The organism is Paraburkholderia phosphatilytica (genome assembly GCF_003443895.1).
Classification (GTDB): domain Bacteria; phylum Pseudomonadota; class Gammaproteobacteria; order Burkholderiales; family Burkholderiaceae; genus Paraburkholderia; species Paraburkholderia phosphatilytica.
This window is the reverse complement of sequence record NZ_QQOA01000056.1, coordinates 1-22,674: the sequence shown is the minus strand read 5'-3', so window position 1 is coordinate 22,674 and position 22,674 is coordinate 1. Positions and strand designations below refer to the sequence as shown.

Annotated in this window: 22 protein-coding genes; 9 read left to right on the top strand and 13 right to left on the bottom strand. The window is 63.2% G+C overall.

Annotated features, from left to right (window positions below):
• Positions 1-240: 240 nt before the first annotated feature.
• Positions 241-699, top strand: a complete 459-nt coding sequence (locus DVS29_RS33675; RefSeq protein ID WP_118185116.1) for a TerB family tellurite resistance protein — start codon at positions 241-243, stop codon at positions 697-699.
• Here the strand turns inward: DVS29_RS33675 and DVS29_RS33670 are convergent.
• A complete protein-coding gene (locus DVS29_RS33670) occupies positions 657-1,538 on the bottom strand; it encodes a LysR family transcriptional regulator (RefSeq protein ID WP_118185114.1) in 882 nt (293 codons plus the stop codon). The genes DVS29_RS33675 and DVS29_RS33670 overlap by 43 nt on opposite strands.
• Before the next feature lie 126 nt (positions 1,539-1,664).
• Between DVS29_RS33670 and DVS29_RS33665 the strand changes: the two genes are divergently transcribed.
• Together DVS29_RS33665 and DVS29_RS33660 are read left to right on the top strand one after the other, a co-directional pair.
• Positions 1,665-2,414: a TerC family protein gene (locus DVS29_RS33665; protein WP_118185112.1), complete on the top strand. Its 750-nt coding sequence runs from the start codon at positions 1,665-1,667 to the stop codon at positions 2,412-2,414.
• Between the two features lie 343 nt (positions 2,415-2,757).
• Positions 2,758-4,146, top strand: a complete 1,389-nt coding sequence (locus DVS29_RS33660; RefSeq protein ID WP_118185110.1) for an FAD-binding oxidoreductase — start codon at positions 2,758-2,760, stop codon at positions 4,144-4,146.
• A gap of 22 nt (positions 4,147-4,168) precedes the next feature.
• On the opposite strand, the gene DVS29_RS33655 is transcribed toward DVS29_RS33660, so the two are convergent.
• The 6 genes from DVS29_RS33655 to DVS29_RS33630 form a co-directional block, all read right to left on the bottom strand.
• A complete protein-coding gene (locus DVS29_RS33655; RefSeq protein WP_164708050.1) occupies positions 4,169-6,004 on the bottom strand; it encodes a sensor histidine kinase in 1,836 nt (611 codons plus the stop codon).
• Between the two features lie 14 nt (positions 6,005-6,018).
• On the bottom strand, positions 6,019-6,768 hold the full coding sequence (locus DVS29_RS33650; RefSeq protein WP_118185106.1) for a response regulator transcription factor: 750 nt from the start codon (positions 6,766-6,768) through the stop codon (positions 6,019-6,021).
• A 166-nt stretch (positions 6,769-6,934) separates the two neighbouring features.
• Positions 6,935-7,432: a DUF2846 domain-containing protein gene (locus DVS29_RS33645; protein ID WP_118185104.1), complete on the bottom strand. Its 498-nt coding sequence runs from the start codon at positions 7,430-7,432 to the stop codon at positions 6,935-6,937.
• Positions 7,433-7,889: 457 nt separating this feature from the next.
• Entirely contained in the window at positions 7,890-8,630 is a 741-nt protein-coding gene (locus tag DVS29_RS33640) for a GNAT family N-acetyltransferase (protein WP_118185102.1), read from the bottom strand.
• Between the two features lie 30 nt (positions 8,631-8,660).
• Positions 8,661-10,379: a dihydroxy-acid dehydratase gene (locus DVS29_RS33635; protein ID WP_118185100.1), complete on the bottom strand. Its 1,719-nt coding sequence runs from the start codon at positions 10,377-10,379 to the stop codon at positions 8,661-8,663.
• Between the two features lie 59 nt (positions 10,380-10,438).
• Positions 10,439-11,053, bottom strand: a complete 615-nt coding sequence (locus tag DVS29_RS33630; RefSeq protein ID WP_118185098.1) for a nucleoside/nucleotide kinase family protein — start codon at positions 11,051-11,053, stop codon at positions 10,439-10,441.
• A 130-nt stretch (positions 11,054-11,183) separates the two neighbouring features.
• Here DVS29_RS33630 and DVS29_RS33625 point away from each other — a divergent pair, with 130 nt between their 5' ends.
• Positions 11,184-11,642, top strand: a complete 459-nt coding sequence (locus tag DVS29_RS33625; RefSeq protein ID WP_118185096.1) for an META domain-containing protein — start codon at positions 11,184-11,186, stop codon at positions 11,640-11,642.
• A 45-nt stretch (positions 11,643-11,687) separates the two neighbouring features.
• Here DVS29_RS33625 and DVS29_RS33620 read toward each other — a convergent pair whose 3' ends face one another.
• Positions 11,688-12,545, bottom strand: coding sequence for an oxidoreductase (locus DVS29_RS33620; protein WP_118185094.1), 858 nt, complete (start codon positions 12,543-12,545; stop codon positions 11,688-11,690).
• 119 nt (positions 12,546-12,664) lie between these two features.
• Here DVS29_RS33620 and DVS29_RS33615 point away from each other — a divergent pair, with 119 nt between their 5' ends.
• Positions 12,665-13,648 carry a LysR family transcriptional regulator gene (locus DVS29_RS33615; protein ID WP_118185092.1) on the top strand — a complete coding sequence of 328 codons (984 nt, stop codon included), beginning with the start codon at positions 12,665-12,667 and terminating at the stop codon, positions 13,646-13,648.
• A 9-nt stretch (positions 13,649-13,657) separates the two neighbouring features.
• On the opposite strand, the gene betI is transcribed toward DVS29_RS33615, so the two are convergent.
• Complete coding sequence (gene betI / locus DVS29_RS33610) at positions 13,658-14,260, bottom strand: transcriptional regulator BetI (protein ID WP_118185090.1); 603 nt, start codon at positions 14,258-14,260, stop codon at positions 13,658-13,660.
• 475 nt (positions 14,261-14,735) lie between these two features.
• Between betI and DVS29_RS33605 the strand changes: the two genes are divergently transcribed.
• From DVS29_RS33605 to DVS29_RS33595, 3 genes are all read left to right on the top strand, one after another.
• On the top strand, positions 14,736-15,683 hold the full coding sequence (locus DVS29_RS33605) for a choline ABC transporter substrate-binding protein (protein WP_118185088.1): 948 nt from the start codon (positions 14,736-14,738) through the stop codon (positions 15,681-15,683).
• Between the two features lie 321 nt (positions 15,684-16,004).
• Positions 16,005-17,144 (top strand): porin, encoded by a 1,140-nt coding sequence (locus tag DVS29_RS33600; RefSeq protein ID WP_118185086.1) that lies wholly within the window; start codon positions 16,005-16,007, stop codon positions 17,142-17,144.
• 125 nt (positions 17,145-17,269) lie between these two features.
• On the top strand, positions 17,270-18,346 hold the full coding sequence (locus DVS29_RS33595) for a threonine aldolase family protein (protein WP_118185084.1): 1,077 nt from the start codon (positions 17,270-17,272) through the stop codon (positions 18,344-18,346).
• Here the strand turns inward: DVS29_RS33595 and DVS29_RS33590 are convergent.
• The 4 genes from DVS29_RS33590 to DVS29_RS33575 all read right to left on the bottom strand — a co-directional run bounded on the left by DVS29_RS33590 (position 18,343) and on the right by DVS29_RS33575 (position 21,426).
• Positions 18,343-19,050, bottom strand: a complete 708-nt coding sequence (locus DVS29_RS33590) for a GNAT family N-acetyltransferase (RefSeq protein ID WP_118185145.1) — start codon at positions 19,048-19,050, stop codon at positions 18,343-18,345. The genes DVS29_RS33595 and DVS29_RS33590 overlap by 4 nt on opposite strands.
• 34 nt (positions 19,051-19,084) lie before the next feature.
• Positions 19,085-19,846 carry an SDR family oxidoreductase gene (locus tag DVS29_RS33585; RefSeq protein WP_118185081.1) on the bottom strand — a complete coding sequence of 254 codons (762 nt, stop codon included), beginning with the start codon at positions 19,844-19,846 and terminating at the stop codon, positions 19,085-19,087.
• A 27-nt stretch (positions 19,847-19,873) separates the two neighbouring features.
• On the bottom strand, positions 19,874-20,755 hold the full coding sequence (locus DVS29_RS33580; RefSeq protein ID WP_118185079.1) for an NmrA family NAD(P)-binding protein: 882 nt from the start codon (positions 20,753-20,755) through the stop codon (positions 19,874-19,876).
• Between the two features lie 98 nt (positions 20,756-20,853).
• Positions 20,854-21,426, bottom strand: a complete 573-nt coding sequence (locus tag DVS29_RS33575; protein WP_118185076.1) for a TetR/AcrR family transcriptional regulator — start codon at positions 21,424-21,426, stop codon at positions 20,854-20,856.
• 170 nt (positions 21,427-21,596) lie between these two features.
• On the opposite strand from DVS29_RS33575, the gene DVS29_RS33570 reads away from it, so the two are divergent.
• A complete protein-coding gene (locus tag DVS29_RS33570) occupies positions 21,597-22,583 on the top strand; it encodes an aldo/keto reductase (protein ID WP_118185074.1) in 987 nt (328 codons plus the stop codon).
• Positions 22,584-22,674: the final 91 nt, after the last annotated feature.

Genomic DNA, 22,674 nt, shown 5'->3' with positions numbered 1-22,674 from the left:
CGACCGTGGTGAGGACGCTGATCGGCGCTTGCTTTGGCGTCGTAGTGTTATTGTCTAGCCAAGTTGGAGGGTCGTGCAGTTTAGCGGTATGGAGATCCGCCGCCTCGGCGGAGGTTCGCGCCAGATGGTTCGGTTTTCCCGAACCATCACTTCCAGATTCGCTGGTTTTTCCTGCGGCACCGGTACCCGAAACTGGGTGCTCGTCAACTACGCGGCCCGCGCCGCCCAAGGAACGTCACCATGCGAAGCTACCCCCGCAACAGCCCTGAAGCGGCCGCGCGCATCGTCGCGCTCGTGCTGATCGCCGACGGGCACGTCGGCCGCAGCGAAGAGCAGGCGCTCGAGAAACTGGACCTTCACCGCGAGCTCGGACTCGAACCCGCAGCGTTCGCGGCCGTCGTGCAGACGCTGTGCGAGGACCGCTCGATTGCGCACGCGCCCTCCGCGCCGATGGCCGGCCACATCGACCGCGTGACGCTCGACACGCTGCTCGCCGAAATCGACGACCCGGCGCTGCGCCACAAGACCATCCGCCTGTGTCTGGCCGTCGCGGCCGCGGACGACTATCTGGCCGACGGTGAAATCGCGACGCTCGCGGCCGTGCTGACCGCATGGACGCCGCCTTCGGGGTCTAGTGCAAATCGACCGCTCCGGGCTCAACCGCGCGCCGCGGCCACCACCTGCGATGCGAGCGCGTGATGCTGACCGCGCCGCGAGCGGATCGCGTGGATCTCGTCGGCCACGCCTTCCGCGCGGCCCAGCAGGCGCAGACCTCGTAGCAGCGCCAGGTCCTCGGCGCCCAGTTCCGCGAGCGGAAACACGCCGAGGCCGCGCGCCGCGAACACCGCCATCAGCGCGCTGTCTTCGAATTCGCCGGCAATGCGCGGACGGATACCCACCGACTCGAACCAGCGGTCGAGCCGCGCGCGCAGCGCGCCGTGCGCGGTGGGCAACAGTACCGGCAACTCCGCGAGACACGCGGGAAAGTGCTCGCGGGCCGACTTGCGTACCAGTTCGACTGGCCCGTACCAGTCCACCGGCGAAGCGACGAGCCGCTCGCTGACGAGCCGCAGATCCGCGTCGTGCGGCGCGGGCCGGCACGCGAGCACGAGATCGAGCCGATGCAGCGCGAGCTCCGACAGCAGTTCATCATGCTCTCCCTCGTGGCACAGCAATCGCAGCGACGGCGTGTCCAACACCGGCGCGAGCAGCGCGTGCGCGGCGAGCTTCGAGATGCCGTCCGACAGGCCGATCGCGAGGCGCGTGGCGCGCTCGCCTTCCGTATCGCGCATCTCGTCGAGCAAGGTCTCGCCGAGATGGAAGATCTGCTCCGCGCGGCTGTACGCCGCTTCGCCGGCTTCCGTCATCGTCACACCGCGTCCGGCCGGCTTCAGCAACTGCCGCCCGATCGACCGTTCCAGCTCGCGCACCTGCGCGCTGATGGTCTGCACCGCCATGTCGAGCCGGTCCGCCGCGCGCGCGAAGCCGCCTTCCTTCACGACAATCCAGAAATAGTAGAGATGGCGATAGTTGAGCATAGCTTTTTTCAGTTCGTAAAAACCGATATGTCGTTTCGATTATCGCTGATTTTTTCGAACCTCGAATTTGCCGATGATGACGCTGGACACGCAGTCTTCCTTCCCCGAACTTCATCAACAACACCCATGGACACGCTGCTCGCTCTCGTCACCGACCCGACCGCATGGGCCGCGCTCGTCACGCTCGTCGTGATGGAAATCGTACTCGGCATCGACAACCTGATGTTCATCGCGATCCTGAGCAAGAAGCTGCCGGAAGCGGAACGCGCCCGTACGCAGCGCATCGGCATCCTGCTCGCGCTCGTGCTGCGTCTGGGCCTACTCGGCACCGTCGCGTGGATCGCGCAGCTTACGCAACCGGCGTTCACGCTGTTCGGGCACGGTTTCTCGTGGCGCGACCTGATCCTGATCGGCGGCGGTCTGTTCCTCGTATGGAAGGCAACCAGTGAAATTCACCATCACGTCGTGCCGTCGGACGAAAGATCCGGTGCTGGCGGCACGGTTGCGCAGTTGACCGCATGGGCCGCGATCGGCCAGATCCTGATGCTCGACCTGGTGTTCTCGGTCGACAGCATCGTCACCGCGGTGGGCATGACCGAACACGTGCCGATCATGGTGATCGCCGTGATCGCCGCGGTCACGGCGATGCTGTTCGCCGCCGGGCCGCTCACGCGCTTCATCGACGGCAATCCGACCATCGTGATGCTGGCGTTGAGCTTCCTGCTGGTGATCGGCATGACGCTGATCGCCGATGGCTTCGGCTCGCACGTGCCGAAGGGCTACATCTACGCGGCGATGGCGTTCTCCGCGTTCGTCGAGGGCATGAACATGCTGGTGCGTCGCGCGCGGTCGAAGCAGCAGGAACACGTTGGCTGATGAATCGATCTGTTCGATTTCGACCGACACTGTACGGCACCACGCGACGCATGCCAAAGATAAGAGGAACCCGCGCGGTTCCTCGCCGTTCCTCACACCAGGCTCTTCTGAAAGCGTTCCATTCGTCCTGTATCGCGTATTCGATTCGCGACTGGCCGTCTCGCAACGCTGTACAGGTAGCGCCACAAGCCTGACGCACGCAGGCGTCGGGTCTTCGGGTTTACGTTCATTGGTATTCGCACTTCACCGTCGTTTTACTGGTTAGGAATGCATTCTTTCAATGCTCTTATCAATGCTTTGGGGGCGTGCATGTGGTGCGGTTCAACGCGTGCGGAGGTGTGTGATGGTGAAACTGGCGAGCGACGCAATCGAGGCACTGAAGGCAACGTTACGAGGTCGGATCTTTCAGCCGGATGGTGACGGGTATGACGAAGCGCGCAGTATCTGGAACGCAATGGTCGATCGCCGTCCGGCGCTGATCGTGCGCTGCGCGGGCGTTGCCGACGTGCGTGCCGCCCTGGCGTTCGCACGCGACCAGGGCCTGCCCCTCGCGATTCGCGGCGGCGGACACAACATCGCCGGCAGCGCGACCTGCGACGACGGGCTCGTCATCGATTTCACAGCGATGCGGTCCGTGCGGATCGATCCGGTCGCGCGCCGCGCGTATGTCGAACCAGGAGCCACGCTCGGCGACTTCGATCATGAAGCGCAGGCCTTCGGGCTCGCCACACCGCTCGGCATCAATTCGACGACGGGCGTCGCGGGTCTGACGCTCGGCGGCGGATTCGGCTGGCTCAGCCGGCGGTTTGGCATGTCGGTCGACAATCTGCTGTCGGCGGATGTCGTCACCGCGAGCGGCGAGCTGGTCCGCGCAAGCGCAGACTCGCATCAGGATCTGTTCTGGGCGATTCGCGGCGGCGGCGGCAACTTCGGCGTGGTGACGATGTTCGAGTTCCAGCTGCACCCGGTTGGACCGGAAGTGTTCGGCGGTCTCGTCGTCTATCCGTTCGAGCAGGCGATGGATGCGCTCAGGCAATACCGCGAAGCCGTCGATTCGATGCAGGAAGATCTGACGGTATGGTGCGTCGCGCGTCTCGCGCCGCCGCTGCCGTTCCTGCCGGCCGACGTGCATGGCAAGCCGGTCCTCGCGTTTGCGATCTGCTATACCGGCCCGATCGAAAACGGCCCCGTCGCGGTGGATGCCGTGCGCCGCTTCGGCACACCGTATGGCGAGCATGTGGGTCCGATGCCGTACGCGATGTGGCAACAGGCGTTCGATCCGCTGCTCACGCCGGGCGAGCGCAACTACTGGAAGTCGCACAATCTGGCCGCGCTGCCGGATGGTCTGCTGGACGCGCTCAGCTCGGCGATCAACCAGCTGCCGTCGCCGCAGTGCGAGATTTTCTTCGGGCAAGTCGGCGGCATGACGACGCGTGTCGCGCCCGATGCAACCGCGTACCCGAATCGCGACGCGAAATTCGTGATGAACGTGCACGGACGCTGGAGCGACGCCAACGACGACGCGGCCTGCGTCGCGTGGGCGCGCGCGTTCTTCGATGCATCGTCGCCGTTCGCACTCGGCAGCGTGTACGTGAACTTCCTCACGCAGGACGAAGCCGGCCGCGTGCGCGATGCGTACGGTCCGAACTACGAACGCCTGGTTGCGGTGAAGACGCGCTACGACCCGCACAACCTGTTCCGTCATAACCAGAACATTCAGCCGGTGGCGTAGCGGCAATACAGGTCGTGTCGGCTTAGTTCGAACGCCCGGCACGCAGGTCGACATTCAGCATCAGCTCTGTCCGGCCATCGCTGGATCGCACTGACAGCGCGCCGCCAAGCCGCGCGGCGCGCGTCTGCATGCTGCGCATGCCGGCGCCGCGGCTCGCGTCCGCGCTGGCTGGATCGAAGCCCACGCCGTTATCGACGATCGCGAGTACGAGCGAGCCGTCGGCATGACGCAGGTCGATCCGCACCTGCGTCGCCGCGCTGTGTTTGAGCACGTTCGTCAGACTCTCCTGCAATACGCGCAACACGTCGAGATTCTGCGCCGCCGTCAGACCGACGTGTTCCAGTCCCGCGACATGCCATTCGCAATCGATGCCGCGGCTTTCGAACAGCCGCGTCATCCGGTGTCGCAGCGGCGCGATGAGTTCGATCAACGCGTGTTCGCCGAGCTGATGGCTGGACGCGGTGTCGATGATCACACGCAGATCGTCGCGCAGCTCCTTCAGGATCGACAGCAGACGCTCGGGCGCGAGACTGTTCGGAGCGTGCTCGAGCATCGCGATGCTGCCGACGAGCGTACCGCCGAGACCGTCGTGCAGATCGTGCGCGAGGCTCAGACGTTCACCCAGCCGCGCGTTGACCACTTCGAGTTCGTGCTGCCGTTGCAACGTGCCGGCAAGATCCACGCGCGCCGCTTCCACGCGATCCTTGAGCTCGTCGTTGAAATGCTCGATACGGCGCACGTTCGCAACGAAGTGCCACGCCAGCACCAGCGCCATGCCCACCATCAGGAATTGCGACGTGAACGCCGTGTAGTAGTGGTTGTCGTGCAGCACGCTGAAGGCCGTCAGCAGATCGTGAATGCCCGCCGCGATGAAGATCACGATGCACACGGACAGGATGCGGTGATCGGTGCGCCGGCTCGTGGCCGACACCCACAGAAACACGAAACAGCTCGCAAAGAACACCAGCGCCGAGAGCGGGATCAGCACGATCCGCAGCGTCGGCAGTAGCGCCTGCGGTAGAACGGCCGGCGCCACGAAGGCGATCGCCACACTCAACCACAGCACACGTTCGACACGCGGCGCGCGGCGTTCGCAGAAGCGCAGCACGAACATCGAGAACAGCACACAGTACGCATGGAACATCGCTGCGTCGACCGCTTCCCAGACGTCGTTCGAAGCGAACGGCCACGGCGTCGTGACGATCTCGTTGACGGCCCAGCCCAGCCACATCAGCGACATCAAACCGAACCAGCCGTACGCCGTTTCCTTGCGGCGCATCGACCACAGCGCGAGGAAGAAGCAGCCGAGCGTCGTCGTCACCGCGAGGCTGAAGAGCTGCAGGTCGTGCCGTATCAGCTTCGCTTGCCGGTAGATCGGCCACACCACCTGCGGCGCGCCGATCGTCACCGGGCCGATGCCCGGCTGATACGCGGCGAGGCCCGACACGCGGATCAGCAACTTGTTCTCGCCTGTCTGCAGCTCGCGCGCGGAGATCACGCGGTACCACGGCGTATTCCACATCCGGCTGAGCGGCTCGACCAGATTCGGGTCGCGGCGCAACAGCACGCCGTTCAGATAGATCGCGCCGGCCATGTTCAGATAGTCGAGCGCAACGGCAACGGGCGCTGCCGTCGACGCCTGGTTCCAGGTGACGCGATACCAGACCACGCCGTCGAACCGCGGCCAGCGCGTCGTCCAGATATCTGGCAGCGTGACGGGCGTCCAGCCGGTGGCGGGCGGCGTCTGCGATTGCCAGCCGGCCGCGCGCGCCGCTTCGACCTGCACGCTGGCGATCGCATCCGCGAAGACGTCAGGCGTCGATACCGGCGCGGACCATGCCGCGCCGGCATGCAGCACGCAGAACAGCGAGATCAGGGCAACAAGCCATGCGAGCGCGCTTCGAATACCGCCTGCGTGCGCGAATTGACCGCGAGTTTCTTGTAGATATTCTTGATGTGACATTCCACCGTCAACCTGGACAAGGACAGCAGACTGGAGATCTCGCGGTTGGTGAGTCCTTTGCTGACGAGATTCAGGATCTCGATCTCGCGCGGGGTCAGCGGCGCGCGGGGCGCATCGTGGGTCGGTGCATTATTCGGTGCATTATTCGGTGCGTTAGTGGGTGAGTTGGTCGGTGCGTTGGTCGATGGCTTTGCGCCGGCCGTGCCGAGCAGTTCGAGAATGCGCTTCGCGACGAACGGATCGATCGGCGCGCCGCCGCGCAAGGCGCTGCGCACCGACAACGAAAGCTCGATGTCGTCGCGCTCTTTCAGCAGATAGCCGGTTGCTCCGGCCTGCAGCGCCGACACGATCACCTGCTCGCTGCTCCACGCGGAGACGACCAGCACGGGCAGCGCGGCATCGCGCTGATGCAGGTCGCGGATCAGATCGATGCCGTTGCCGTCCGGCAGCCCCACGTCGACCAGTGCGAGCGCGAACGGGTGGTCGTCGAACATCGCCTTCGCTTCGGCGATGCTGCCGGCGAACGACAGTGCGTCTTCGGTATAGCCGAGCGTGGTCAGGATCGCGCGCAGGCGCAGCTGCATCATCCGTTCGTCTTCGACGATGGCAACCGGGCCGGGTAGAACGGATTCCTGTGACGGCGAAAGAGGCTGTGACATCGCTCGATAACGAAGATTGGAAAGCCACCGCGCGCTGGCGGTCGCAAACTGTGAATCTCCGGATGATAGATCACAAGCGGCAAAGTGCGGGAATCGCACGATGCCAGCGGACAGGCATCGTGCGGAGTGCGCGGCGGTGATTTCGCCGCGCGCGGTGACTGCGTGCTTACATCTTGTTCGGCGTCGCCGCGCTCGTTTGCACGCCAACTGCCTGGGCCGGCGCTGCTTCGCCGGTGTACTTCAGCGACTGGATTTCCGCCTGCGCGTTCTCCGGGTAGTCCAGCGACGGCGCGATGTGGCCGACCAGAACGCCCATGCTGACCGCCGTACGCACGTACTTGGTCTCACCCGCGTTCAGGTTGAACGTGATGGATTTCGTGACTTCGGTCGTGGTGGCAACGGTGTAGCTGCCCGCGGGTTCGTCGACGTAGAAGAAGCCGCCCGGTTTCGAATGGCCGACCACCTTGTCGTTGAGTTTGATCTCCGGCTGGAGCATCGCGCCCACGAACGAATCCGTGCGAAGGAAGTAGATGCGTCCGTTATCCGGCGCGAGCGTCGGGATCGACGACGCGACATCTTTGTATTGCGGTCCCGAAGCCGCGCAGCCCGCCGCGAGCAGCGCTGCGCCACCGGCGAGCAGCAGGGTTCTGTAAAAGCTTTTCATGCAAGGTCTCCCACGGGTCAACGTCGACGGACGAATGACGGCCCGGCGTCCGGTCGACTCATTCCAGCCGGCATGTTGCCGGATGAACTCTCTAAAGTTTCTTCGAATTGGCACACACGGCCATTGCGTGCCTTTTCAGGAAGAGCTATCGGCAACGCTGTTGAAATCTTTAGAAATATTTTTGAATCCCGCGCTATGAAATCAATTGCATGACGCAAAAGAAGGCTTTAATTGGCTATTTGACGCGTTGATGGGTAAAGCGCGACATTTTCTGGAAATGTGCGTATTGGATATTGTGTGGCGCGCTATCGGCAAGAAACGGGCGCCCATGCTCTAATACACCAGACCTCGCTCTTACGGCGCATCGTATGAGCCGGGCCGGCCCGCCACGAATCCCACCTGGGTGATCCATTGCGCGTGGCGGGCCTCTTTCTTTTCAAGAGGCCATTCCTGACAATTATTTGCCGGCTTTCGCATCCGCCGCGCGACGTCGCGCGATCAGATCCGCCAGCTTTTGCTTCTGCTGCCCTTGCGCGTCGAAGTTATCCGCCTCCAGCCATTGCGCGTAAGCATCGCGCAAAGCCGGATATTCGCTGTCGATAACCGAATACCACGCCGTGTCGCGATTGCGTCCGCGCGTCACGATCGCCTGGCGAAAGACGCCTTCGAAGCTATAGCCGTAGCGCAGCGCGGCGTCGCGCGACGGCTGGTTCAGCGCGTCGCATTTCCATTCGAAGCGGCGATAGCCAAGGTTCTCGAACACGTATTGCATCAGCAGCGCCAGCGCTTCGGTCGCAATGCGCGTGCGCTTCAGACGCGGCGAATACGTGACGTGCCCCACTTCGATCACGCCGTTGGCCGCATCGATGCGCATCAGCGCGAGCGTGCCGACCGCCTTGCCTGTGGCCAGATCGATCACGGTGTGATGCATCGGGTCGGTGAGCGTTGCGGCTTTGCTCAGGTGTTCGCGGTAAGCCTCGAAGGTCGCGAACGGTCCTGACGACAGATAAGTCCAGTCGCGCCCGTCGGGTGCATCGCTATACGCTTCGTAAAGCTGCGCGGCGTGCCGTTCGACGTCGACGCGTTCGATCCGGCAATAGCGGCCTGCGAGCGGCTCGCGTCCAGGCAGCGTCGCCGCATGCCAGTCGGGCAGCGCGTCGCCGATGGGTTGCTGATATTCGTTCAACCGGGTTGCCACGTTGGTCTCCTTTGCCTGCTTTGCGCGGATTCAAGGTTTCAGGAAGCGGAAATCGCAGCCTTCGTCGGCTTGCAGGATTTCGCGCTCGTACAGTTGCGCGTAACCGCGCTTGGCGGTCACTTCGGCGCGTACCGGCAACGCCGCGCGGCGCCGCTCGAGTTCCGCTTCCGGCACGAGCAGCTCGAGCGTGCGATGCGCGACGCTCAGCCGAATGCGGTCGCCATTGCGCACGAGCGCGAGCGGCCCGCCGGACGCTGCATCCGGCGTGATGTGCAGCACGATCGTGCCATACGCGGTGCCGCTCATCCGTGCATCGGACATCCGCACCATGTCCTTCACGCCGGCACGCGCGAGCTTCGCCGGGATCGGCAGATAGCCCGCTTCGGGCATCGCGGCGTCGCTCGTCGGCCCCGCGTTCTGCAGCACGAGAAAGTCGTCGGCGGTGACGTCGAGGTCGTCGCTGTCGATCCGGTGCGCAAGGTCCTCCAGCGAAGCGAACACCACCGCGCGCCCTTCCTTCTCGAACAGATCCGGATTCGCGGCGGAGCGCTTCAGGATCGCGCCACGCGGCGCGAGATTGCCGAACAGCGCGACGAGGCCGCCGGTTTCGCGCACCGGCTCGGCGCGAGGCTTCACCACTGCGTGATCGACCCAGCTCACGTCGTGCAGACGGTCGCCGAGCGTTTCGCCGGTCACCGTGCGGCAGTCGAGATGCAGCAGATCCTTGATCTCGCGCAGGATCGCCGGCACGCCGCCCGCCGCGTACAGGTCCTCCATGTAGTGCTCGCCGGTCGGCTTCAGATTGACCAGCACCGGCGTGCTCTCGCTTAGCGCGTTCAGACGGTTTAGATCCACCTGGATACCGAGGCGCCCCGCGATCGCGGTCAAATGAATCACCGCGTTGGTCGAGCCACCGATCGCGAGCAGCACGCGCAACGCGTTCTCCACCGACTGCGCGGTGATGATCTCGCTTGGGCGGATCGGCTTGCCGATCAGATCGAACGCGATACGGCCCGTCTCTTCGGCAATGCGCAGGCGGTCCGCGTCGACGGCCGGGCACGCGGCGCTGTTCGCCGGCATCATGCCGAGCGTTTCGGCGATGATCGCCATCGTGCTCGCCGTGCCCATCACCGCGCAGGTTCCCGCAGTAGAAGCGAGACGCCGCTCGACCTTGTCGATCTCGTTCGCGTCGATCTCCTGCGCGCGGAATTTCGCCCAGAAGCGGCGGCAATCCGTGCATGCGCCCAGCCGTTCGCCGCGGTGACGGCTCGTCGACATCGGCCCTGCCACAAGCTGAATGGCGGGAATATCAGCCGAGGCCGCACCCATCAGCTGAGCGGGCACCGTCTTGTCGCAACCGCCGAGCAGCACGACGGAATCCATCGGTTGCGCGCGCGTCATTTCCTCGACGTCCATCGACATCAGGTTGCGGAATTTGAGGCTCGTCGGCGTGAGGAAGGTCTCGCCTAGCGAGATGGTCGGGAATTCGATCGGCAGGCCGCCCGCGGCAAGCACGCCGCGCTTGACTGCTTCGATCATCTCCGGGAAATGGCGGTGGCAGTTGTTGAAGCCGCTCGCCGAATGCGCGATGCCGACGATCGGGCGGTCGAGCATCTCGCGGCTATAGCCCATCGAACTCGCAAACGTGCGGCGCAGATACACGCTGAATTCGCGATCGCCGTAGTTCGTCAAACCCTTGGCAAAACCGACCGGCGCGGGTGCTTGCATGCTGCTGTCCTGCTTGCTCATGATGTGCTCATTGGTGTGATCACTGAGATGCTCACTGAGGACAAAGCTCGATGCTGCCGCTAGATTTCGATCGTGTAGTCCGCGCGGTCGCGCGTGGATTGAATCAGGCGCGCGTTGACGTCGTCGCTCGATGCGACCCATTGTTCCGCGGCTTCCGGCGAGCGGCCGAATTGCACGTGCCGCGCAATCAGACGCTCGCGGCGCAACGTATCGTCGACATCGACGAACCAGATCTCGTCGATCAACGCGCGAACGTGACGCCAATGGCCACGGTCGAGCAGCAGGTAGTTGCCTTCGGTGATCACGACCGGCGTGTCCGCGAACACCGGTATCGCGTTCGCGATCGGCTCTTCGATTTCGCGGCGAAACTGCGGCGCGTACACGATTTCATCCGGCGTCTGATCGCGCAGACGGCGCAGCAGCGCGACGTAGCCCGCGCTGTCGAACGTATCTTCCGCGCCTTTGCGATTGGCCCGGCCAAGCCGCGCAAGCTCGACATTCGCGAGATGATAGCCATCCATCGGCACGATCACGGATTGCCCCTGCAAGCGCTCGACGAGCGCTTCGGCGATCGTGGATTTACCCGCGCCGGGCGCACCGGTGAGCCCGATGATCACGCGGCCGCCATGCGCGATTTTTTCGCGGATCCGTTCCAGATGGGATTCGATGTTCATCTCTCGTGTCCAGTCATCGCCCGTCGCTTCGCGACATCTCAGGCATGATACTCGACGCTCGCGCGAATCCGCGTGCCGAATGCACGCGCGGCTATAATCGCGCTCGACTGTAGAGAGGAAAGTCCGACCTATGAAAAAGCTTACCGCCGTGGCGTTCTTCGCACTCGTGCTTGCCGGTTGCTCGTCAGCAGGAAAGAAGCAGCAACAGGCCGAAGAATTCGTCACCGACGAATCCAGCATCGCCGCCGCACAGCACAGCGCGATGGTCAATTGCGATGGGGCGCAGCAGTGCGACACCGCATGGGCGCTCACGAAGCAATACATCGCGAAGCATTCCGACATGCCCGTCACGCGCGCGGATAGAGATGGAATCGATACCGACGTGCCTGACGATTCGGGCAAGGTCGCGTTCTCGGCAACGCGCGTTGCGAACAGCAACGGCGCAACCTTGACGTTGTTCGCGCAGTGCCGCGGCATGTATGGTCCGGACAAGGCGAAGGGCTCGGACTACACCGAGTGCGCGAAGAAAATCATCAAGACGCAGGACGGCTACGTCGATTACCTCCGGGGGCACGCAACGGGTCAGTAAGCACGTTGCCCGCGCGAGCGCCCGGCTGTTTCTTTAGATTGAGCGTCAGGCGCTGAAGTCCGTCGATGCCGACAGCGGCCGCCACGTTTCCATTTCCTCGGCCACGTAGGCGTTTTTCGCGGCAATCGCGGCCAGCGTGTCCGTGCCGAGCGGCAGGCGCAACGGCGGCGTCGCGGCATCCACCAGCGTGATCATCGCAGCTGCAAGTTTGCTCGGGTCGCCAGGCTGGTTGTGATTCATTTCCATCGCCTTGCGACGAACGGCGCCCGCGGTCTCGTCATAGTCGCCGATCACATCGGGCGCCACCAGCAGCGACGAGGCATCCAGAAAGTCCGTGCGGAAATAGCCGGGCTCCACCACCGTCGCATGAATGCCGAGCGGCTTCAGTTCCGCATGCAACGCTTCCGTAATGCCTTCGACGGCGAATTTCGTCGACGAGTACACGCCAAATCCCGCCGCGGCCCGATAGCCGCCAATCGACGAAATGTTGATCACGTGACCCGAGCGATTGGCGCGCATCGTCGGCAATACGGCGCGCGTCACGTTGAGCAGGCCGAACACGTTCGTGTCGTACATGCGGCGCACGTCCTTGTCCGCGGATTCTTCCACCGCGCCCAGCAGGCCGAAGCCCGCGTTGTTGACCAGCACGTCGATGCGGCCGAATTTCTGCACGGCGGCTTCCACTGCCGCCTTCGCCTGCGCTTCGTCGGTCACGTCGAGCGCGACCGGCAGCAGCGCCGCCGATTCGCCGAGACGCTCGACGATCGCACGTGCGTTGCGTCCCGCGGCGACCACCGCGTTGCCGTTCGCGAGCGCCGCTTCGGCGATCAATGCGCCGATACCGCGCGACGCGCCCGTGATGAACCACACGCGTTTGAAGTTTCCGGACTGGGTGTTGGCCATGATGCTTCTCCTGCACGTCGTTGAGGGTGATGCCATGGTAGGAGTCGCGACTGGCATGCACTAGCCGTACATTGCTAGACTCATAATCAACTTTTATTTGCGAATTCGGAGCGGCGGCGATGAACGAAATTCGGGCTATCACCATTTTCGTGCGCGCCGCCACACTCGGCAGCCTGCGGCGTGCGGCGGTCGATCAGGGCATCTCGCCGCAGGCCGCGAGCCATGCGGTAATGCAGCTGGAAAAGGAGCTGGGCGTGCGGCTCTTTCATCGGACCACACGCAAGCTGACCTTGACCGAGGAAGGCGAGCGGCTGATCGGCAGCGTGCAGCCGGCGCTCGCGGTTCTGTCATCCGCGCTGCACGACGTGCGGCGCTCGAAGGAAGAAGTGGGCGGCATTCTGCGCGTGAGCGCGCCGCGCGCGTTCGGCTTGCCGGTGCTGTGGCCGTACTTCGAGGAATTCCAGCGGCTTTATCCCGACGTGCAGCTCGAAGTGCAGTTCGACGATCACTTCACCGATCTCGTGACCGAACGCGCGGACGTGGGGTTTCGCGGTGGGCCGCCACCTTCGGCGGGCTCGATTGCGCGCAGGCTCGTGCCGATCCAGCTGATCGTCTGTGCGTCGCCGGACTACATCGAGCGTCATGGTGCGCCGCGAAATATCGACGAGCTTGCAGCGCATCGCTGCACCGGATACCGGCGCGCGAATACGGGCAAGCTCGCGCAGTGGCAGTTCCAGGTGGGCGACGAGATCGTCTATCGCGACCTGCCCGCGGCGCTCTGCGTGAACGATACGGAGCTGGAAACACAGGCCGTGCTATCGGGTCTCGGCATCGGGCAGCTGGGCAGCTTCAACGCCACGCCGCACATTCGAAGCGGGCGGCTCGTGCCTTTGCTGACCGAGCACATCACCGAATACGGCTGGGTCTACGTCTACTATGCGCATCGAACGGAGCAGCCGCTGCGTGTGAAGACCTTTATCGCGTTCATGATCGAACGCATGGCGGACAACCGGAATTTCTTTCTCGATCCAGCGGAGCTTGCGGCGGCCCGCGCTTCGAGAACGGCGCGTGCGCGTGGCAAGAAGCGGGGCCTTGTGAAGTAGTTCGTGTGCTCAGCTTTCGGCAGCTGAATCGGTGGTGCCGAGCAGCAGATCGACATACTCCTGCGTAATGCGCTGCGCGGCCTTCGTGTTGATCGGGCCGCCCGTCAGCGCGCCTCGCAGCCACAAACCATCGATCAACGCGGCAAGCCCCGTTGCCGCGCGGCGCGCATCGGCGCGCGGCAACACTCTCGCGAACTCGGCGCATAGATTCGACTGCAGGCGCCGCGTGTTCACGCGTTGCAGGCGGCTCAACGCGGGCTCGTGCATGCTCTGCGCCCAGAAGGCGAGCCACGTTTTCATGACGGGCGCGTTGACCTGCGTGTCGTCGAAGTTGCCCGCGACGATCGCGCGCAGCCTGGCGCGCGGTTCATCGGGCGCCGCTGCGCGCCGGCGCGCCGTGGCATTCGACAGATCGCGCAGCACGTAGCGCATCGTGGTTTCGAGCAGGCCGCTCTTGTCGCCGAAATAGTGGCTGACGATGCCCACCGACAAACTGGCCCGCTGCGCGACCGACGCGATCGTCGTGCCCGGTAGACCGACTTCCTCGATCGAGCGTAAAGTTGCTGCTACGAGCTGCGTGCGCCGCTGTTCGCGCATTTCGACTTTGGGCATTGCCTCCACCGTGGCATGAGATCCGCACCGCTCGACCCTGAGATTCGAGCAGATTGAACGATCATTCAATCAAAACACCGATATTACGCCGCTTCCAGAAAATTGCATTGTCGCTTTTGAACAAGTGACCGTCGCAATTCCTCGCCCAGCCGGGGTTTTTTCTGGCAACCATTCACTTGTGGCACACGCGGTCCCTGCAAGGTGGTCGACCTCCAGTGGCAAGGGAGGCACCGTCATCGTTCTGTAAGCAGCCGGCTTCGTTCCTTGCACGCCTCATGGGCTCGTCACGCCCCATGTTAACCGGTGGACGGCCGCGAATACCTTGCGCGGCCCGAGCACGGTCGTCCATGGACACGATCCGGACATGCTTCATTTCGGTTTCCTGACTTAATTCCAGTCTTTCGATGCACCCGCGCCGCAATCTGGCGCACGTCGGTCAGTCGCACCCTTTACACAATAATCTGAGGAGAGTTTCATGAAACGACTCGCGATTTCCGCATGCGGCGTGCTGCTCGCCGCGAACCTGTGTTCCAGCGCGATGGCAGCGGACCCCGCCGCGTGCAAGAACGTACGCTTCGCCGACGTCGGCTGGACCGACATCGCGGCAACCACCGGCCTGGCCTCCAGCATCCTGAGCGGCCTCGGCTACACGCCGACCAAGACGATCGCGTCGGTGCCGATCACGTTTGCGGGTATCAAGAGCAAGCAGATCGACGTGTTCCTCGGCTACTGGTCGCCGACGATGGACCCGATCATCGCGCCGTTCACCAAGGCCAACGAGATCAAGGTGCTGACCACGCCGAACCTGACCGGCGCGAAGTACACGCTCGCGGTGCCCGACTACGAGTACAACGCGGGCCTCAAGACGTTCGCGGACATCGCGAAGTTCGCGGACAAGCTGAACGGCAAGATCTACGGCATCGAGCCGGGTAACGACGGCAATGCGCTGATCCAGAAGATGATCAGCGGCAACCAGTTCAATCTCGGCAAGTTCAAGCTTGTCGAATCGAGCGAAGCGGGCATGCTGGTGCAGGTGAACCGCGCGATCCGCGACAAGCAGTGGATCGTGTTCCTCGGCTGGGAACCGCACCCGATGAACGTGCAGATGAAGATCGACTATCTCGCCGGCGGCGACGATGTGTTCGGCCCGAACTACGGCGAAGCGAAGGTCTTCACGGCCGAACCGCCTGATTACGCGGCACGCTGCCCGAACGTCGCGAAGTTCGTGTCCAACCTGCAGTTCACGACCGCGATCGAAAACCACGTGATGGTGCCGATCATGGACAAGCAGGATCCGAACAAGGCGGCCAGCGACTGGCTCAAGGCCAATCCGCAGGTACTCGACAAGTGGCTGGCCGGCGTCACGACGGTGGACGGCAAGCCCGGCCTTCCCGCTGTGAAGGCGTATCTGGGTGCTCACTGACGCTACGTTGCCGCGCTTGCCCTCACGGATGCACGGCCGCGCGATCTTGATCGCACGGTCGCGGCATTCCAGCGGGCGGGCAGGCACGTAGAACATAGCGTCGATCCGTGCCGCGCTGCGCACATCGCATCGCGCACGCGTTGCCCCTGAGGCTTGCTGAGGCAGCCCGACGCCTGACTGACTGATTTCCCATCTGCAGACCGCTGGCCGATCCGTCGGCCATGGCGGAGTGTCGTCGCCGTTTTCACGACACGATTCTCCGCTGCTTCATCGCTTCACCTCAGTATTCCTAATTACATAAACTACGAGCGAGAAAACACAATGAAAGCAACCAGACTGGCGCTGGCAGCAGGACTAGCGTTCGCTTCGATCGGCGCGCATGCACAGAGCAGCGTGACGCTGTTCGGCGTGCTGGACGAAGGGATCAATTTCACCAACAACTCGGGCGGCAGCAGGGCCTGGCAGACGGCAAGCGTCGATCTGGCCACGAGCCGCTGGGGCCTGAAGGGATCGGAAGATCTGGGCGGCGGCCTGCATGCGATCTTCGACCTCGAAAGCGGCGTGGAGCTCGACAACGGCAGCGCCTACTATGACGGACGCCTGTTCGGCTATCAGTCGTTCGTGGGCCTGCAGTCGGATTCGATGGGCACGCTCACGTTCGGACGGCAGTTCGATACCGTCAGCGACACGATCGGCCTGATGACCGCAAACGGGAACTGGGCCGGCTACCTGTTCGCGCACCCGCTCGACAACGACAACACCGACGCGTCGTTCCATGCGAGCAATTCCGTCAAGTACACCACCCGCGACTACGGCGGCTTTTCCGCCACCGCCCTGTACGGCTTCAGCAATCAGGCCGGCGGCTTCGCGCAGAACCGCGTGTACGGCATCGGCGCGAAATACAGCTACAAGACGCTGTCGCTTGGCGCCGTCTACGAAGATCTGTCCGCGTCGGGCACGACGTCGCAAGGCGCGGTTGCGTCGGACGACTACGGCTTCGTCGCCGCGAACCAGAAAATTTACGGTGCGGCCGGCAGCTATGGCATCGGGCCCGCGGTGCTCTCCGTGGCTTACACGCACGTCGCGCTTCAGCAACCTACGTCATCGATCTATGTCGGCAACCTCGGTCTGAACGACGCGGGCCTGCGATTCGACAATATCGAGTTCAATGCGAAGTACAACATCACGCCGAGCCTCTTCGTCGGTGGAATGTACACGTACACGATCGCGCATCTGAAGGAGGATGGCAGCAGCTCGTCGGTGCACTGGAACCAGCTGGGGCTGATGGGTCAGTACTCGCTGTCGGCGCGTACCGCGCTCTACGCGCAGGTCGTGTATCAGAAGGCGAACGGCGGCGCCGAAGGTTCGGTGCTGGCGGACGCCTATATTCCGGGCTCAGCGGGCGTCTCGTCGAACTCGCATCAGGTCGTGGCGCGCGTCGGGATTACGCATTCGTTCTGATGTCGTGACATGGGCTCGATGCCGTCTGGTGGCCAGTCAATTTTTTACAAGCCCTGAAGCCTCGCTCTGCATACGATGCGTGCATGCGGGTGAAGTCCTTCATCCGCCAGGCTGAGGACAGGGCAATGAACGATGGTCGGCCAGACGGCGCTCGCGCGCCGTCGATGGGTTTTTCGAGCGACAACATCGCCGGCGCGTCGCCGGAGGTGATCGAAGCGATGGTGGCGAGCAGCGTCGGGCAGGCGGGTCCGTATGGAACGGACGATCTCACCGCGCGCGTCGAACGCAGGCTCTGCGAAATCTTCGAGCGCGAAGTCGACGTGTTTCTCGTGCCCACCGGCACCGCCGCCAACGCGCTGTGTCTAAGCACGATGACGCCGCCGTGGGGCAACATCTACTGCCATCCGGCCAGCCATATCAACAACGACGAGTGCGGCGCGCCCGCGTTCTTTTCGGATGGCGCGAAGCTCATCACCGTGGATGGACCGTCCGCGAAGATGGACCCCGCGAAGCTCCATCATGCGGCTCGTCTGAAAGTGGGCGACGTGCACACCACACAGCCATCGTGCGCCAGCATCACACAGGCCACCGAGGAAGGCGGCGTGTACTCGCTCGACGAAATCCGCGCGCTAGGCGACGTCTGCAAAGGCGCATCGATCAAGCTGCATATGGATGGCTCGCGCTTCGCCAATGCGCTGGTGTCGCTTGGCTGCTCGCCCGCGGAGATGACGTGGAAGGCAGGCGTGCATGCATTGTCGTTCGGCGCGACGAAGAACGGCGTGCTCGCCGCGGAGGCGATCGTGCTGTTCGATCGATCGCTTGCGGCTGAAATGGGTTATCGCCGCAAGCGCGCGGGCCATCTGTTTTCGAAGATGCGTTTCCTCTCGGCCCAGATCGATGCGTACCTGACCGGCGACCTGTGGTTGCGCAACGCGCGCCAGGCCAACGACGCCGCGCAGCGCCTGACTCAAGGTCTAGCGCGGCTGAGCGGCGTCGAAGTGCTCGGCGCACCGCAAGCGAATATCGTTTTCTGCCGGTTGCCAGCCGCGATGATCGAGACACTGCTGCACGCCGGATTCAGGTTCTATCACGACCGCTGGGGGCCTGGCGTGGTGCGCTTCGTGACCTCGTTCGCAACGACAACCGACGATGTCGACCACCTGCTCGCACACGCAACGCGAAGCGCGTCACAACAAGCCTAACTCACGGCGCCAAGCACCAGCAGATGCATCTGGCGCCGGTCCACGAAACCTAGCGTGCGGTACAGCGCGATGGCACCGTGATTCGATGTGAACACGTGCAGGAACGGCACTTCGTCGCGCGCGCTGATCGACGAAATCAGCAGCTTCATCAGGCCACCCGCATAGCCCCGGCCGCGAAACGCCGGGTCGACGCACACGGCGCTGATCTCGGTGAAGCCATCGAGCCGCATGCGTTCGCCCGCCATCGCCGCCAGCTTGCCCTCGCTGCGAATGCCGATGTAGTTGCCGAGTTCGATGGTGCGCGGGCCGAAAGGTCCGGGCTCCGTTGCGGCAGTGAGCGCCAGCATATCGGGCACGTCGTCGCTGCCGAGCGCGACGTGTGGGAGCTCAGGTTGTGCACCCGGCGCGCCTTGCCAGATCATTTGCAGCAATTCCCCGCGCCTGACGACGGAGCCCCACGACGGCGCTTCGACCGGTTCCGTCGTGACCAGCGCCAGCGGACCGTCCGCCTCGATCATCGTACGCAAAGTATCGAACGATTCCGGCGCTGAATCCGCCATGCCGGCGAAACGCGCGACGTCCGACGGATATCGCAGCACCCGTTCGTCGCCGAGCGCGAGGTGCTGCTGTTTGCTGGCCAGCGCGTTCCACACGACCTTGTCGAGCGGATGCGCGCCGCGCGCGTTCTGTTCTGCTTCCAACATCGTCATCTCCTGCAGCGTGACCACTGAATGCCGGTCAAGGCATTGGCAATGGTTCATCGATGATCATCTGGTTGAGGTAGTTCACCACTTCATGTTCGTTCGGCCCAGCGCTGTCACGCAGTTGCCGGCCCGCTTCGACCACGACTTCCGTGGTTGCCGATTCGAGCAGCGCCATCGTTTCCGCGATGAACGGTTCCAGCTGCATCGCGCGCGGATCGCCGCTCTTGAAGATCAGATCGGTGTCGACCCAGGGCGGCGCGATTTCCAGCACCCGCACGGAAGTATTGCGCAACGCGAAGCGTTGCGACAGCGAATACGAGTGAATCGCAGCCTTCGTGGCCGAGTACAGCGCCGCCATCGCTATCGGAATATAAGCGACCACCGAGCTGTTGTTGATGATGAACGCCTCCGGCTGCTGCTTCAGATGCTCGATCAACGCACCGCTGATCCGAATCGGACCGAGCATATTCGTGTCGATCAATTGCGCGGCCTGCGCGTCATCGAACGGGCGGGTGACGTCGTCGAACGGCATGATGCCCGCGTTGTTGATGACCACGTTCAGCGCCGGGTACGTTTCGATCAGATGCCGGCTGACGCTGGCAATCTGCGCCGGATCGCTCACATCGAGTTCGACCGCATCCATGCCGGGGTTCGCTTTCGTCACTTCGTCGAGCAATGCCTTGCGGCGGCCGCCGATAATGACCTTGTTGCCTCTGCTGTGGAACGCCTCCGCGAGGCCTCGGCCGATTCCCGACGTGCCGCCGGTGATGAAGATCGTGTTACCGCTGAGTTTCATGGTGTGGATTCCTTTGGAGAAGTGGCGTTACTGCTCGAAGACGTGCCGATGGGCTTTCACGAACTCGCTAACGGTTTGCGGCGACCGACCGGTGATCTCGCGGATCACGCCGTCCGTGCCGGCAAAGATGCCGTTCTGATAGTCGACTGCGATCGCCAGAAAATGCTGGATCAGGAATTCCGGCAAATCGTATTTCCGCAAATGCTCGCGGTAGGCTTCGAGCGTCGACGGGCGGTAAGCGATCTTGCGGCCCAGTACCTCGCCGACCTCGTCCGCGATCTCCTGCTGGTTCAGCTCGACGGGTCCGCACAATGGATAGGTCTTGCCGATATGCGCAGCCGGCTGCGCGAGCACCGCAGCGATCAGACGTGCCTGATCCGGCGCCGTAATGGGCGCGTGACGGCCGGCGCCGTATGGCAGCGTGATCGCGCTTTCGTGCACGATCGGATCGCGCATCCACGGAAAAATCAGCCACTCGGAGAAGAACGTGGGGCGAATGTGGACGGTCGGCACGCCGGACCAGTCGAGCACACGCTCCGCGATCCAGTGATCGCGCGCAGCATGGCTTTTCGAATCTTCGCGAGCGGAGATTTGCGACATCTCGACGACAACGTCGACTCTGGCACGCCGCGCGGCGTCGGCGAAATACGCAGTGGCCTGGATGTAACCAGGACGCACGGGATAGCACAGATACGCGCCCTGCACGCCGTCCAGCGCGCGAATCACGTCGTCATGCTCGAGGAGATCGCCCACCGCGACCTCGGCGCCCGCGCTTCGAAGTGCAGCGCTCCGTGCGTCTTCCCGATGCACCAGCGCACGCACCGCGTGTCCCGCTTCGAGCAGATACTGAACCGTATGGACGCCGGTCTTGCCCGTGGCGCCGGTGATAAGGACTTTGCGTTGCTGCATGGTGGACTCTCCGATCTGGTCGAACGATTCACGCTTAATTATGCATATGCACATATTGGCATCAACGAAGCACATCGACGCTCATGACTCGCGCCGCGCTAAAGCGCGTGCAGGTGTTTTCTGACGTGGTGCAGAACCGATGCCGAAGCGTCCGGTTCCGCGATGATCCGGGACAACGTGACGGCGCCGATCATGGCCGCGACGGCAAAAATCGCCTCGGACCGTGCCGCTTCCTTGCGCCGAGGTGCGATGCGACTGGCCAGCCTGTCTATCAGTTCGTCGAAGCCACGCGCGACCGCTTCCCGTGCTTCTTCGCCGGCACGCGCCAGCTCGCTGCCCATGCCGGCAAGCGGACAACCGGTTGCCGGTGTGTCCCGATGCGCGGTGGACAGGTAAGCGTCGACGATCGCCTTGAAGCTTTCCTTGCCGTCGGTTCCCTCTGCCGCTGCTTCAAGCGAACCGATGGTGGCAGTCAGCGCCGCTGCGCAAGCCTCCGCAGCGAGTTGATCCTTGGACTCGAAATGCCGGTAAAAGCCGCCATGCGACAGACCCGCTTCCGCCATCACATCCGCAAGGCCCGTTGCATGGATACCGTTTGCCCTGAATTCGCGAGCTGCGACTTCGACAATGCGCTGCCGCGTTTCCGCGGTTTCGGCTCTGGATTTCCTCATGACGGTCAGCGTTTCGTGTTGGCGTGATTTAGATGTTAGTAATCATCTAAATGAAAGTCAACCGTGGGATGCGCCAGCGCGAAGAATCGTGCAAGGAATCAAGAGCATTGGTCTAACACCTGTTCGACGCACGTGCCAATGTAGGGGGCTAGCTGCCAAAGGAGGGCAACATGCTGAACACACGCAAGCTTGGACGCGAAGGACTCGCCGTTTCAGAGATTGGGCTGGGCTGCATGGGGATGTCCTATGCGTACGGCACACCGGACGATACCGAATCGATCGCCACGATCCATCGGGCGATCGAACTGGGGTGCACATTCCTCGATACGGCGGAGGTTTATGGTCCGTTCGCCAACGAAGAACTGCTTGGGCGCGCGCTGAAAGGGCGTCGTCATGAGGTGACGATCGCGACCAAATTCGGCTTCAGGTTCGATAACGGGGTGCGTGGCCTGGACAGCCGCCCCGAACATATCAAGGAGGTGATCGACGCGTCGCTGAAGCGGTTGCAGACCGATCACATCGATCTGCTCTATCAGCACCGGGTGGATCCCGCGGTGCCGATCGAGGACGTGGCGGGCGCGGTCAAGGACGCGATCACCGCAGGCAAGGTACGCTATTTCGGCCTGTCCGAAGCCGGTGTCGATACCATCCGGCGCGCGCACGCCGTGCAACCCGTATCAGCGCTGCAAAGCGAGTATTCGCTTTTCGAGCGTGGCATTGAAGACAAGGTCTTGCCGGCGCTGCGTGAACTGGGTATCGGCTTCGTTCCCTATAGCCCGCTCGGTCGCGGCTTTCTGACCGGCACGGCTAAACGGGCGGAAGAGCTTCCCGCAGACGATTGGCGAGCCGCCAACGATCCGCGCATACAGGGGAGCAACTTCGATACGAACGTCAAGCTCGCCGATTTCGTCAAAGCACTGGCTAACGAAAGGTCGGTGACGCCTGGTCAGATTGCGCTCGCGTGGCTGCTGGCGCAGGGTGACGATCTGGTGCCGATTCCCGGCACCAAACGGCGCAAGTATCTGGAGGAAAACCTGGGCGCGGCTTCAATTCGCCTGACGCAGGCGGAACTGGATCGCATCCGCGCGTTCCTTGATGAGCATGAGACGGCCGGCACACGTTATCTGCCGGCCATGCTGTCTCATCTCGAGCGCTAGGGAATGTCTGCAAAAGTCCTGGCGTCGACGTACGGGTGGACTATCCTGGGAGATAGGAAAGTTTAAGGGGTTCTTCGATGACGCAACTTGG

Excerpts from the sequence above, each read along its gene's own strand:
- DVS29_RS33630 (WP_118185098.1), bottom strand. The coding sequence starts at position 11,053 with ATGAACATCGAATCCCATCTGGAACGGATCCGCGAAAAAATCGCGCAT.
- DVS29_RS33620 (WP_118185094.1), bottom strand. The coding sequence starts at position 12,545 with ATGGCCAACACCCAGTCCGGAAACTTCAAACGCGTGTGGTTCATCACG.
- DVS29_RS33665 (WP_118185112.1), top strand. The coding sequence starts at position 1,665 with ATGGACACGCTGCTCGCTCTCGTCACCGACCCGACCGCATGGGCCGCG.
- DVS29_RS33670 (WP_118185114.1), bottom strand. The coding sequence starts at position 1,538 with ATGCTCAACTATCGCCATCTCTACTATTTCTGGATTGTCGTGAAGGAA.
- DVS29_RS33570 (WP_118185074.1), top strand. The coding sequence starts at position 21,597 with ATGCTGAACACACGCAAGCTTGGACGCGAAGGACTCGCCGTTTCAGAG.
- DVS29_RS33615 (WP_118185092.1), top strand. The coding sequence starts at position 12,665 with ATGAACGAAATTCGGGCTATCACCATTTTCGTGCGCGCCGCCACACTC.
- betI (WP_118185090.1), bottom strand. The coding sequence starts at position 14,260 with ATGCCCAAAGTCGAAATGCGCGAACAGCGGCGCACGCAGCTCGTAGCA.
- DVS29_RS33645 (WP_118185104.1), bottom strand. The coding sequence starts at position 7,432 with ATGAAAAGCTTTTACAGAACCCTGCTGCTCGCCGGTGGCGCAGCGCTG.
- DVS29_RS33625 (WP_118185096.1), top strand. The coding sequence starts at position 11,184 with ATGAAAAAGCTTACCGCCGTGGCGTTCTTCGCACTCGTGCTTGCCGGT.
- DVS29_RS33575 (WP_118185076.1), bottom strand. The coding sequence starts at position 21,426 with ATGAGGAAATCCAGAGCCGAAACCGCGGAAACGCGGCAGCGCATTGTC.
- DVS29_RS33585 (WP_118185081.1), bottom strand. The coding sequence starts at position 19,846 with ATGAAACTCAGCGGTAACACGATCTTCATCACCGGCGGCACGTCGGGA.
- DVS29_RS33635 (WP_118185100.1), bottom strand. The coding sequence starts at position 10,379 with ATGAGCAAGCAGGACAGCAGCATGCAAGCACCCGCGCCGGTCGGTTTT.
- DVS29_RS33675 (WP_118185116.1), top strand. The coding sequence starts at position 241 with ATGCGAAGCTACCCCCGCAACAGCCCTGAAGCGGCCGCGCGCATCGTC.
- DVS29_RS33600 (WP_118185086.1), top strand. The coding sequence starts at position 16,005 with ATGAAAGCAACCAGACTGGCGCTGGCAGCAGGACTAGCGTTCGCTTCG.
- DVS29_RS33650 (WP_118185106.1), bottom strand. The coding sequence starts at position 6,768 with ATGTCACAGCCTCTTTCGCCGTCACAGGAATCCGTTCTACCCGGCCCG.
- DVS29_RS33660 (WP_118185110.1), top strand. The coding sequence starts at position 2,758 with ATGGTGAAACTGGCGAGCGACGCAATCGAGGCACTGAAGGCAACGTTA.
- DVS29_RS33605 (WP_118185088.1), top strand. The coding sequence starts at position 14,736 with ATGAAACGACTCGCGATTTCCGCATGCGGCGTGCTGCTCGCCGCGAAC.
- DVS29_RS33595 (WP_118185084.1), top strand. The coding sequence starts at position 17,270 with ATGAACGATGGTCGGCCAGACGGCGCTCGCGCGCCGTCGATGGGTTTT.
- DVS29_RS33590 (WP_118185145.1), bottom strand. The coding sequence starts at position 19,050 with ATGTTGGAAGCAGAACAGAACGCGCGCGGCGCGCATCCGCTCGACAAG.
- DVS29_RS33580 (WP_118185079.1), bottom strand. The coding sequence starts at position 20,755 with ATGCAGCAACGCAAAGTCCTTATCACCGGCGCCACGGGCAAGACCGGC.